The following is an 11,639-nucleotide window of genomic DNA, read 5'->3' on the forward strand; positions in this document are numbered from 1 at the left end:
GCCCTGCCAGTAGTTCGGCTGCCTCGGTGTCGGGCTCACCCCCGCGTAGGCGGGGAAGACGAATCTGGCTCATCTCGAGCGTGGTTGGAATGGGGCTCACCCCCGCGTAGGCGGGGAAGACATACAGGTCATTGTCAAGCTTGGTGGACACAAGGGCTCACCCCCGCGTAGGCGGGGAAGACGAACTCACTCGGAACCGCTGGAGTCTGGACGAGGGCTCACCCCCGCGTAGGCGGGGAAGACCTGGATGCCCAACAGGAACAGGAGGAGACGACGGGCTCACCCCCGCGTAGGCGGGGAAGACATGTATTCGGCGGTCCAATGATCCTTGTATTCGGGCTCACCCCCGCGTAGGCGGGGAAGACTCCGAGTTTCTGGTGCAGACGATGCGGTCTGGGGGCTCACCCCCGCGTAGGCGGGGAAGACGGCTGCGGACATGGAGGCGGGACGCCTGTACCGGGGCTCACCCCCGCGTAGGCGGGGAAGACCGTCGGGTCGTGAACGTCGGGAAGCCGAAGGGGGGCTCACCCCCGCGTAGGCGGGGAAGACGCACCGAACATGCGTCATCCACACGGCACCATGGGCTCACCCCCGCGTAGGCGGGGAAGACATCCCGGCGTGGACCTGTCCAGCGGTCGAGGTGGGCTCACCCCCGCGTAGGCGGGGAAGACTGAATCCGTATTCATCGAACGAGCGTGCACGAGGGCTCACCCCCGCGTAGGCGGGGAAGACTTGCCCATGAGGCCAGCGACAACCTCACCACGGGGCTCACCCCCGCGTAGGCGGGGAAGACTTGCTGCGTGCATGTTTTCGATATCCTTTTCTGGGCTCACCCCCGCGTAGGCGGGGAAGACTCCTGATTCCAGTAATGACGGATGATCTTACGGGGCTCACCCCCGCGTAGGCGGGGAAGACACCAGCCGACTACGGCTGATGCAGGAGCTTTGCCTAGATACAAGTGTACTCGATCTAGCGCTTGGTCGTCCTACGTCGCCGCGCGGCTGAGCTCCATCCTGGCCGCAGTGTCGAGGTGTGTGCCCTATTGTTTGGCCTCTGCATGAGTTTCAGCCCGTCGAAGTCGACGACGTCCCAGTCATGTCGATGCACGCGGAACTCGAAGTGCTGCTCGCCGCGCACCGAATACACGAGGATCGCCCGCCCGTCGTGGCACATTTCAACGACTCGGCTCCAGAGGGCATCCCTGATCCGTGCAGGAACATGCCCGACGAACACGCCGGGACTGATCTCGAGCAGCCACCGCGTGAGATGACCGCGCAGCCCTGCAGGGCAGGCAGTGAGGACGAGCACGACCACGGCTATGCCCACGATCTCCCTGAGGCGACCGTACCCACGCGGTCGTCCCACAGGTCGACGACGTCCCACCCGTATCCGTCATCGGGATCTCCCGGAGCGTCGAGAAGGGTATGGATGTCTTCCACGCACCTGCTCAGGAGCTTCGACTCGTGAATGGCGTCGCGCATGGCTCGTCGCGTCGCGCCAGGGATGTCGTCAACGTCCCCGTTCGCTGCACATTCGAACGCGACTGGTACCGCCAGCGACGTCTTGTACAGATCGGCGACGTCATAGACGAGCGACCGATCATGGCCCGTGTGCACAAACCCGAGCCCGGGGGACAGCCCCAGCGCCGCGATGACGGAATGGACGACTCCGTAGAGGCAGGTCGTCGCTGCGGTGAGAGCCTGGTTCGCCGGGTCGGATGACTCGAAATCCTCCACCTTATAGCTGCGTTTGTCCCAGTCGACGCCGAACTTGACCGCTGCGTCCCGATACGCCTGACGGACTCGAGCTCCCTCATGGCCTCGGAGTTCCTGCAGCGTTAGTCCCGTGGCAACATCGTCGGGAAACCTCATCTCGTACATGCGCCGCGCAACCGCCAACCGCTTCTTGCGGTCGGTGACGGCCTCGGCCTGGAGCTGGAGTAGCCGGGTGGTTCGGGCGAGAGGACGCCCGTGGGCATAGTAACGGACGCCTTGTTCGCCGACCCACAGCGTCGTCGCGCCGGACTCGGCCAGCAGCACCATCGCCTGGTGGGTGACGTTCGTTCCCGGGCCCAACAACAGCGCTCCGATCATGGACGCCGGAACATGCACGGTGCCCTGCTGATTCGACGCCGTGATGGCATTCGAGTCGCGGTTGACGATGCAATGCTCCATGTAGATGAAGCTGAGCCGATCCTGGGCGCGCGCCAACTCCTGGACCTCGGCAGGTCTCGCGCCCGGGATCGATTTGCCCATCGCTCAACTCACGACCGGTGCCAGGGTCATGAGGCCACAGCCGTATCCCTTGGCCGGACCAATCCCGCAGGTCAGCGCCACACGGGCGGCATCGGCGTCAGCCACATGGATGACGCCGTCCACCTGTGTCACCGCCAGCGTCACAATGGACCCCCGACGACGGAACCGCAGGACCTCGCGTCGGGTCACCCTGGCTTGGTCCTTGACTGGCACAGCGAAACCGTGGCGCTCTGCGCGGCCGATGAACCAGGCCAACTGTTGCTCTGCGGTGACCTCGGCGACCCGTTTACCTCGCGATCCGGAAGCTGTACGAATGGCGGTGGTGGGATTGACGGTACACCGGAATTGCCACGTTGATCCGGGCTGCAGACCCCTCAGAAAGGGATCGTAGTCGGCGGACCGGCCGGGAACACCCGTAGACCATCCTGCCTGCTCATTGAGAGTCGTCAGATCTGGTTGTAACGGGCTGACGATCATAAGGCGCGCATCATGCTTAGCTGGCCCCCGATCCAGCCGCCACAGGGTACGTGTGTCGTCGGATGTGGATTGACCAGGGGGAAAGGCGCTGAGCACCGCGGCGTGGAGCCGTTCCGGTGACGCCAGCAGGCGCATGGCGTCGCGCCGGGCCACGTTGATGTCGAACTGGGTGAGAAACATCAAGCTCCTTCCAGACCTGCGAACCAGTCGGGCTCGTCGTTTCCGTTGGGATTGTCGACGATGATTGTCGTCGTCGCGACGTCACGCCAGCCGTATTCGCGCCGCTCCGGGTTGAAGCTCAGCGGGATGTCGCGGACGGTGTCGCCGGGTTGTCCTGGCGCGGCGTCATATGCGATGGGAAGCCGGACAGATCGTCCTAACCGGCGCTGGTGCCATGGCTTGCCATGCCACGGCTCAGCTTCCAAAACCGTCATCAGCTCACCCTCCCGGATACCTAGGGACACCTGCCCTTCTGTGGGGCAGGACCTTCGGCCGAGGTAGAGCGGGAACTGTGGGTCGTTGATCGCTTCGTCTAGCGCCTCGAGCAAGGATGGATCGCCCTCAACAGCTGCGATGAAAACAGCATCAGCGAGGTAGTAGCGGTTCGACAGGGGCATGGCGTTGACGCTGCCGTCTTTTTTAGGGTGAGCCCAATCCATAGCCGTCTGAAAGTCCCGGACAACTGACCCCGGCTGGTCGGTGCGCACGCCAAATCGCAGCGTGAGGAGATCCTCAATACTGTCGGTGCGACGTCGCCCCTGCGCGGCCGCTAAAAGACCGATAACACCAGATTTCGTCGGTTCTCTTCGCGTCGCCCGGGTGGTGAACCGACTGGAGTCTCCCCAGGACTGTAAGGGTCCGGCTAAGCGTAGGAGTAGGACACTCACGACTCGTCCCGCAACAGTGACGCGACCTGCTCACGAACAGACGAGACAAGGTCATCGACGCGCATCTCAGTGCCCATTGATGCTACGGCCTCGGTGCGTGCCCCGATGCGGGTGACAAAGGATGCCACGGGTTCACCGAGGAATGCTTGCTCGCACTCATGCGCATAGTCGGAGAGAGCGCGACACGACGGCTCAACATAGCCCCCATCTGCGGGCTTGACGGCGTTCTCGAATGCCCCGATGAAGCTTGCGGACCGCCCCTTACGGATCTGGACGACGACGGCATCCGGGATCGTATTGTTGGCGAAAGTATTTTGCTTGCCAGTGGGCATAGACATGAGGAACCCACGGACGAAGGCTGAGGCGGCCTGGGCTGTCAGGTCGACATCACCAAGGTTGTTCTCAAGCGTGGACACTGCAACAGTCGCGAACCGGTACAGTGTCTCGGAAGTGAACTCGACGGTGCCGATCATGCCGGCTCCGGCGTCGTCCTCGTCGAGTTTGTAGTCGTCGACGGCAGTGAAGTAGTCAGACTCGATCTCGACAGCGTGCGTGCTCAGCGCGTGAGCAACTTGCACGGCGGAGTCGACGTTGAGATCCTTCGAGTCGGCTACCATGCGCCCGAACAGCGCCACCTCGATCCCGTGGTCAGAATCGGCCACCTTCTTGGCGTCAGTTGCGCTGATCTTGCCATCAGTCGTCGCGGCGAGTTCCGCGAGCCGATCGAGCTGCTGGTTCGAATAGAACACGAGGTACTGCGTGCGCTCGACTCCTTCAGCCCCCGATTCGTCCTTCTTGCGGGGCTTCTTGGTTTTGAGTCCGAGCGCCTTGACGACCGCGAGAGCCCGTTGCTGAGCGTTTTCCGTGGAGAGTTCATACGGGGCCGCAGTCAACCGATTCATGAGCAGCTCGACGACCCGCAGGGTCCGCGAACCAGTCTGGTCCGCAGGCAGGAACTCTTTGAAGGAGGTCCGCACGGCTTTCTTCCACGCCTGGGAACTCACTCGTGCTCGCCGCACACCGCCGTAGAGTGCCGATTTCGGCGAGCCGGTGTCGTCGCGGTTGACGTTAGACGGCGGAACGCTCTGGATGACGTGGATGTCGACGTAGTACGAGCTCATTGGGCTTCTCCTTGGTCTGTTGTAGTGGGGTCGGTGGGTGGAATGCGGTGAAGCTGGCGTCCCCAGTCCAGGAGGACGTCATCGGACGCCGAGGTTTGGATGCGCCACAGATCGGCAGCCAACCGTCCGTGGTCGAGGGGTACGCCCTCCGATCTCATGAAGGCGATGAGGCCGCGAAGGTTCTCGATGCGAATGCCCCATTGCTGGGCGCGACACAGGTGTTGGAACCGTGAGATCGTGCCAGGGTCCCACTCTGGGCCCCCGGAACGACGGGCAGATAGGGTGCGGACGGCCTGACCTAAGCCGATGCCCGGCACGTGCATGGGCTCAGATCGGGATTGTTGATGGATGGCATACAGGACGACTGCGGCATGGACCGCTCGTTCAGCGGCGGTCGCCGGAGCAGCGCCGCGGCCCAACAGATCGTCAGGGAGATGTCTTAAGGTGACCTCCCACACCTCGGGGTCGGCTCCTGGCGTCGCGGCGTCGGCATGGCGCAGCGCCGCCATGGTGCGCACTGACCATGCATCACGGGGAGCCTCTAAGTACCCCCGTTGTAGATGATTGACGACGTCCAGCGTCGCCTTGGTGACGTCGTTCCAAGGTTCTGGCATCACTGCTCCTTCCGGGATGTCTTGGTCTCACGTTGCGGGTCTTCTGGCAGCGGGGCCGAGGTGCGTAAGCGAGCCGCGAAGCGCTGCCAGGCGCGGGCGAGATCCATGAGGTCTTCTCGTGCGGTGTTGGGAACCGGAACCATGCGACCCGTAAGGGCTGCAGGGCCGGCATCCCGGCATAGCTGCTCACCGACTGTGTGCATTACCTGTCGCGCCCGTCGCCGCCATGACAGCGTTGCGGCGCCGATATCGGTAGCTGTCGACAAGAGGCTGAACCACTCGCGATAGGCGGGGTCGAGCGCTGCGTAGCCCATCTCCGAGGCGCGTGGTCGTATGCCTTCCGATTCACTTCCGGTGGCTGCTGCTAGGTCGGTGGCGAGGTTCTGGAGCGCGAAGACCAGGGAGTCCGCCGTTCGTGCGGAGTCGACGGCCAGTCGACCGAGCTGTTCATCGGTGATGACGGCTACCGAGGCGGGCATGGCGTCGTCGATCGTTGTCGTTACCATCGAACTCTGCGATCCATACTCCATACCGATCGTTCGAATTCGAGTCACGTGATCGCCAGGTAAGGCTCCATCGCTGGAAAGGGTTGCGAGTTGCTCGAAAATCTCAGGTCGTAACCATAGGTCGTCCGGTTCCCCCGCCTTTCTCCGGCGGCGGTCGTCTGGGGCTGGTTCACGTACCAGCAGCGGCTCAAGCCCCCGCCACATGGCCTTCGTGGAATCGTGGCTTCGAGGCATGTACACGGTTTCACCCGCCGCCTTCGTCTGGGGGGCACTGAAGCGCCAGGCGGTCATTGAGTCGTTGTGGAGGAGGTATTTCCATTCGACCTTGTCGCCATTGCACAGCAAGACATCGACGACCCGATTACCATCGGTGATGAGGCGCGCTCGCCGGCTTTGCCAGGTGAATAGGTCAGCACATCCGGTAGGCACTGGGTGCTCCCGATCGGGCGCGGCAACTTGCGGAGGACGCTCCCAGACGGGCAAGTCATCTTGAGGGTCGTTTTCGAGGAAAAGGTTGAGCAATAAGGTCTCGGCTAACGACGCGCCCTCGACGATGACGATTCCCATCGGACCGCTAATGCCGGTGCCAATCGGGTAGCCCCTGCCTCCCTTGACTCGGGGATCTCCGATAGCGCCTGACTTGATGCCAGAGACGTCGAAGGCGTGAGCATGGATGAGCCAGCGCGCTGCTTCAGCGAAATCCAGCGAAGAGGTACCGGCCCCATCCCGCGTCGTGAAGAATCTGTCGTTTGCAGGCACCTCGCTGATGATCTTCGTGAGACCGGAATATCCGCCTTTGGCGGTGCGGAGATCAGCGACCTGCATGAACGGGGTTTTGTTGTCGACGAGGTTGAACTTATCATGCCAGCGGTCCAGATAAGTGTCGATCTCGTCGAGCGGTAACCCAGACTGCCACCACTCGCCCCAGTCGTCGACCTTCTCGTCGTCACTGCGGAATCGAGCCGTCGCTCGAATGGCAATAGCTAGGAGGAGACGCAGGATCGCAGCTTCCTGGGTGGGAATCTCGCCGGCGAGCCCGCGGAACTCGGTCCCTCGGTGAAAGGCGTCTCGGATCGAGACCTCGGTGACGTCGTTGTCCGGCGTTCTTACGGATATCCATGGCTCATCCACAAGGTTGAATGCGCTCGTCATGCCGGTACTCCATTCTGGGGACGGGGTTCGACCGTGAGTCCCCGATGAGGATCGTAGTGGATCGGACGGTCAAGAAGGGTCGTATTGCCATCGGAGTCAAGGACAAGGACGAGTTGTCCACGCAGCCATGGTGACGACTGCCATGAACTCAGATCGATTGGTGCGTTCTCGAGTTCGGCAATTGTCTGGTCGATGTCCCACGGACTCGACAGCGACCGGGGCAGAGTGACTGTGCACGATGCGACTGCCCGAGCGAGGTCGCCGTCAGGGGCGCCGAAGAGCGGAAGGTTAGCTCCCGAAAACTTTCCGATGCCGTCCATAAGGCGGTACCCGCCGGACTCGTTCTGCTGCACAACAATGACCTCGATAGAGTCTTCGGAGTCGCGGACCGAGGCCTGACCGCGCGTATTCTCCGGATCGACGGTCTTCATATCGGTGAGCCCCTTCATGAGGCTTGAGGCAGAGAAGGGGTCGGAAAGGCGGTATGTCATCGCTCGGGACATGGCCGCTTTGTGGAGCGATCGAGATTCGAGGGTCGCCTCTTCTCCGCGGCTTAGCCATGGTTCAGGCCAGGTGAAGCTCTCATCGTAGGCGGTTCGAACCAGCCGAGGAATGTCGTGAGGCAAGGTGACATTGCCGTCGTCGAGGGCCTGGAGAATAGCCGCCGTACAGAGCAGAGCGCTGGGTTCATAAACCAGGTCGACGCCCTGACTGAACTGAGGGCCATCCTCCTGCCAGGCATCGACCCCGGTAACCAGGCAGGTTGCCTCGCGCATGGGTAGCGGGCGTTGCCGGTCGTGCCGGTGAAGGCGACCGATACGCTGGAGTAGCAGGTCCATCGGCGCGATGTCGCTGATGAGCAGGTCAAAGTCGACGTCGAGCGACTGTTCTAGTACCTGCGTCCCGACGACCACGATCCGGTTGGGTCGGTCGCCCCCTGAGCGTCCGAGACGCCGGACCAAATCGGCTTCGCGTCGGGCCCGTTGCGGGGCCAAGAAGCGGGAATGGACGAGCATGACCTCACAGTTGAGTTGGCTGTTGAGGATATCGAAGGTCTCCTGGGCCCGAGCGACGGTGTCGCGAATGATGCCGACGCACCCGCCGTCGGACATCCGGTCCTTGATAAGCTCGATAAGCTCATCGAGGGAGTCGTCCATGAACTGCAGCGTAACCTGGCGTGCCGTGGCCGACGCTGAGGTGCCTCGTTGAGCGATACCGTCGGACACCGAGGTCATGAGCGGGTACTCGTCGGTTGTTGTTAGGGCTACGTTTGCGTCTCTTCCGTTCCGGCCCTTGGCATACGCCAGCGCAAGTTCATGGCGTTGAGCTGGCGGCAGCGTCGCGGACATGAGGATGACGGGGGCGCGGTAAACGCCGAGCCATTCGAGGACAACCTTGAGGTACTCGCGCATGTAGACGTCAGCTGCGTGAACCTCATCGATGATGACGACCTTGCTCGCCAGACCGAGGTGGCGCAGGACGACGTGCTTGGCCTTGAGTCCGGTGAACAACGCCTGGTCGATGGTGCCGATGACGTGATCGGCCAGGATCGCGCGTTTTCGGCCGAGGAACCACTCGTGGACGATCGCCGAGGCTTCGCGCTGTGAGGTGCCCTCGTCATAGACGGCCATCGACGCATTCCAGGGCATGAGCTGCTGGTAGTCATCGTTGAGCCCGGCCTTCGAGTGGGCCAAAGTGATGCTGGATTGGTCCTCAGCTGGTACGGCGTCCAGCCATTCCCGGACGCGACCGAACATGGGATTGGATGTGGCCATCGTCGGCAGACCAAAGAAGATGCCGCCGAGCCCGAATTTGTCGGCGAGTACATGGGCGCACATGAGAGCTGCTTCAGTCTTGCCCTGCCCCATGGGGGCTTCGATGATGAGCAGGCCGGGCTCCACCATCGAGGATGCGGCTTCGACTGCTGCACGCTGCATGGCGTTGGGTTCTCCGTGGACGAGGGAAGGGAAGCTGGTGTGGAACAGCTCGTTCACGGAGTTGGGGCAGGGGTAGGGCTGCCAGGGGCGAGGGAGCTGCAGCCTGGCGATAGCTCGTCGGACTCGATCCGGTGTTGGTGTCGTGAGATCGTAGGGAAACAGTGATTCCGAACTGGCGATCCAGTCAGCGACGATGACGAGCGCCTCGGAGATCACCTGCGTCTGGATGGGGATCGGGGTGCTCATCCAGCTGGGTAAGAATTTCTCGGCACCGGTATGCGCGGCAATAGCGTCGAGGATCTCGTCGCGGGTGGTCTTCCAGAGGCGGTCCTCGCGATCCAGGGACAGCTTGAATTTCTCCATGTCCGCGGCCGTGGGATTTGACCCGTGGTGTCCTCCGATGATGGAGGCGATGTTGCGAGCGTGACGGCGTGCCTTGGGTGCATCAGGGTAGCGATTCACCAACCAGCTAGTGACGTGAGCCTGTCCCAGGGCGCCGTGGGGGATGGAAGCGTCCGGCTTCTCAATGACAAACCCCTGCCGTTCCATCTGATCGCACAGGTAGCTCGTTGATGTTCCGTTGGTGCGGGGGAACCGCGCTTTGTGTGCGAAGTCGGCGCTGACCTTTCCGACGTCATGGATCCCCGCTAGAAAGCATTCGAACGTTTGGGCGGCGCGTTCTCCGCCAAGGCTGTCGGCTAGGAGTGATCGGATGGATCGCGGTTGGAGGCTCCATATCTCGGCCATGACACCGGCGGCGTCCTCGAGGTGTTGGACGACCGGGAGCCAGTCTCCTGCCTCGTTTGTCTTGCCCCAGCAGGACTGTGCCGGTGGGGACCAGGTGTTGAGCATTGTCGCTTCCTTGCGGTTGATGTTGACAAGAACCTTAACATAAGAATGTGACGCAACTGAACAAGTTGGAAAATAACTGCAGGACGCCCACAGTTGATCACCGACCCCCGCAACGGCGGGGAGGATCGGGCCAGAAGCACGTCCTGCCCTACGCCCGCGCACCCCCGCAACGGCGGGGAAGGACATCCGAGATGCGGACGACACGCAACTCAACAATGGCTCACCTCTGCATGGGCAGAGCACACCCCACGCTACAGGAGCCATGTACACGAATCGTGCGTGGTCAACTCACCTCCACCTGCTGACGCACGACCTCGAGGAGCTCACCGGAAGTTACCAAGCGGTGCGCTTCGTCGATTTCGGGGGCAAGGAAGCGGTCCGGTCCGGGACCGGGAATGGTCTGGCGCATCCGGGCGATGACGTCGGCTACCGGTTTCGACGGCTCCAGACCTCGCATCTGAATAGCCCTCGCGGCGGTCAGGATCTCGATGCCAATGACGGCTCCCATGCCGTCAATCCCGCGGCGCAGCTTGCGGGCGGCCGACCAACCCATCGAGACGTGGTCCTCCTGCATGGCTGAGGTTGGAATGGAGTCCACCGACGCCGGGACGGCCAGCCGCTTCATCTCCGAGACGATGCCGGCCTGGGTGTATTGAGCAATCATGTGACCGGAGTCGACACCGGGGTCGTCGGCGAGGAAGGGGTGAAGGTCGCGGTTGCGTGCCGGATCGAGCATGCGGTCAGTGCGGCGCTCGCTCATCGACGCGAGGTCGGCTGCGGCAATCGCCAGGAAATCGAGCACATATGCCACCGGCGCACCGTGGAAGTTGCCATTGGACTCCACGCGCATGTCGTCGGTGATGACCGGGTTGTCGACGGCCGAGGCCAACTCGGCCTTCGCCACCTGAAGGGCGTGGGCCATGGTGTCGCGCACGGCTCCGTGAACCTGCGGGGCGCACCGCAGCGAGTAAGCATCCTGGACGTGCTTGGCCGCACCTTCACGACCAGCCTGGATGAGGTCGGACCCCTCCAGCAGGGCGAGGATGTTGGCAGCTGAAACCCCCTGTCCGGGGTGGGGACGCAAGGCCTGCAGGTCGGGGGCGAAAACTCGGTCGATGCCGCAGAGAGCCTGGACAGTCATGGCGGTGGCCAGGTCAGCCGTCGGGACGAGGACGTCGAGGTCGGCGAGGGCCATGATCAGCTGGCCGAGCATACCGTCGGTCCCGTTGATGAGGGCCAGCCCCTCCTTCTCACGCAGCGCGATCGGGGTCAGTCCGGCCTGGGCAAGACCAGTGGCGGCGTCGACCTCACCACCGTCGGGGGTCAGGACAGTCCCTTCCCCGGTGAGGACGAGGGCACAGTGGGCCAGCGGTGCAAGATCTCCCGAGCACCCCAGCGACCCGTACTCCCCGACGACCGGGACGAGTCCTGAGTTCAGCAGGTCAGCGTAGGCAGTGACGACCTCCGGGCGCACTCCGGTGTGGCCAGATGCCATGGTCTTGAGACGCAGAGTCATCATGGCGCGGATGACTTCGGTCTCCACCCGTGGCCCGGTCGAGGCGGCGTGGGAACGGATGAGGGAGTGCTGCAGGGCCACGCGATGGTCACGGGGCACTCGGGTGGAGGCCAAGGCGCCGAAGCCGGTGGAGATGCCGTAGTGGGGCTGGGGGTCGTCGGCCAGGCTCTCGACGAGGTCGGAGGCTCGCTTCACCCGCTCCATCGCGTCGTCTCCGACCGTCACCTGGGCTCCTGATCGGGCGACGGCGATGATGTCGTGGGGAGTGAGCGGGGCACCGACGTCAATGGTGGCTGGATTCATGGTCGTCCTTCCTTGTCGT

The 11,639-nt window shown here is 63.0% G+C and carries 9 protein-coding genes and 1 CRISPR repeat array (1 of these 10 only partly in view); all 9 genes read right to left on the reverse strand.

Annotated features, from left to right (window positions below; translation table 11 throughout):
* Positions 1-915: direct repeats of the CRISPR family, unit length 29 nt; unit sequence GGGCTCACCCCCGCGTAGGCGGGGAAGAC; it begins 1,007 nt to the left of the window's first position.
* A 54-nt stretch (positions 916-969) separates the two neighbouring features.
* On the reverse strand, positions 970-1,314 hold the full coding sequence (gene cas2e, locus CKV91_RS05700) for a type I-E CRISPR-associated endoribonuclease Cas2e (protein WP_036957345.1): 345 nt from the start codon (positions 1,312-1,314) through the stop codon (positions 970-972).
* Between the two features lie 2 nt (positions 1,315-1,316).
* Positions 1,317-2,255, reverse strand: coding sequence for a type I-E CRISPR-associated endonuclease Cas1e (gene cas1e, locus CKV91_RS05705; RefSeq protein WP_021105458.1), 939 nt, complete (start codon positions 2,253-2,255; stop codon positions 1,317-1,319).
* A gap of 3 nt (positions 2,256-2,258) precedes the next feature.
* Complete coding sequence (gene cas6e, locus CKV91_RS05710) at positions 2,259-2,912, reverse strand: type I-E CRISPR-associated protein Cas6/Cse3/CasE (protein ID WP_021105459.1); 654 nt, start codon at positions 2,910-2,912, stop codon at positions 2,259-2,261.
* Complete coding sequence (gene cas5e, locus CKV91_RS05715; protein ID WP_036957341.1) at positions 2,912-3,619, reverse strand: type I-E CRISPR-associated protein Cas5/CasD; 708 nt, start codon at positions 3,617-3,619, stop codon at positions 2,912-2,914. Before cas5e ends, cas6e begins: the two co-directional genes overlap by 1 nt.
* A complete protein-coding gene (gene cas7e, locus CKV91_RS05720; protein ID WP_065860745.1) occupies positions 3,616-4,740 on the reverse strand; it encodes a type I-E CRISPR-associated protein Cas7/Cse4/CasC in 1,125 nt (374 codons plus the stop codon). Before cas7e ends, cas5e begins: the two co-directional genes overlap by 4 nt.
* Positions 4,737-5,354, reverse strand: a complete 618-nt coding sequence (gene casB, locus CKV91_RS05725) for a type I-E CRISPR-associated protein Cse2/CasB (RefSeq protein WP_065860746.1) — start codon at positions 5,352-5,354, stop codon at positions 4,737-4,739. The genes cas7e and casB overlap by 4 nt, the downstream gene beginning before the upstream one ends.
* A complete protein-coding gene (casA, locus tag CKV91_RS05730) occupies positions 5,354-7,012 on the reverse strand; it encodes a type I-E CRISPR-associated protein Cse1/CasA (RefSeq protein WP_065860747.1) in 1,659 nt (552 codons plus the stop codon). The genes casB and casA overlap by 1 nt, the downstream gene beginning before the upstream one ends.
* Positions 7,009-9,801: a CRISPR-associated helicase/endonuclease Cas3 gene (locus CKV91_RS05735; protein ID WP_065860748.1), complete on the reverse strand. Its 2,793-nt coding sequence runs from the start codon at positions 9,799-9,801 to the stop codon at positions 7,009-7,011. Before CKV91_RS05735 ends, casA begins: the two co-directional genes overlap by 4 nt.
* 283 nt (positions 9,802-10,084) lie before the next feature.
* The gene (gene hutH / locus CKV91_RS05740) at positions 10,085-11,620 is read right to left on the reverse strand and encodes a histidine ammonia-lyase (RefSeq protein ID WP_065860749.1); all 1,536 of its coding nucleotides are present in this window, start codon (positions 11,618-11,620) and stop codon (positions 10,085-10,087) included.
* Positions 11,621-11,639: the final 19 nt, after the last annotated feature.

The organism is Cutibacterium granulosum (assembly GCF_900186975.1).
GTDB lineage: Bacteria > Actinomycetota > Actinomycetes > Propionibacteriales > Propionibacteriaceae > Cutibacterium > Cutibacterium granulosum.

Bases quoted from the DNA above. Each gene is read 5' to 3' on its own strand.
- CKV91_RS05735 (WP_065860748.1), bottom strand. From the start codon at position 9,801: ATGCTCAACACCTGGTCCCCACCGGCACAGTCCTGCTGGGGCAAGACA.
- cas1e (WP_021105458.1), bottom strand. From the start codon at position 2,255: ATGGGCAAATCGATCCCGGGCGCGAGACCTGCCGAGGTCCAGGAGTTG.
- casB (WP_065860746.1), bottom strand. From the start codon at position 5,354: ATGCCAGAACCTTGGAACGACGTCACCAAGGCGACGCTGGACGTCGTC.
- cas6e (WP_021105459.1), bottom strand. From the start codon at position 2,912: ATGTTTCTCACCCAGTTCGACATCAACGTGGCCCGGCGCGACGCCATG.
- cas7e (WP_065860745.1), bottom strand. From the start codon at position 4,740: ATGAGCTCGTACTACGTCGACATCCACGTCATCCAGAGCGTTCCGCCG.
- casA (WP_065860747.1), bottom strand. From the start codon at position 7,012: ATGACGAGCGCATTCAACCTTGTGGATGAGCCATGGATATCCGTAAGA.
- hutH (WP_065860749.1), bottom strand. From the start codon at position 11,620: ATGAATCCAGCCACCATTGACGTCGGTGCCCCGCTCACTCCCCACGAC.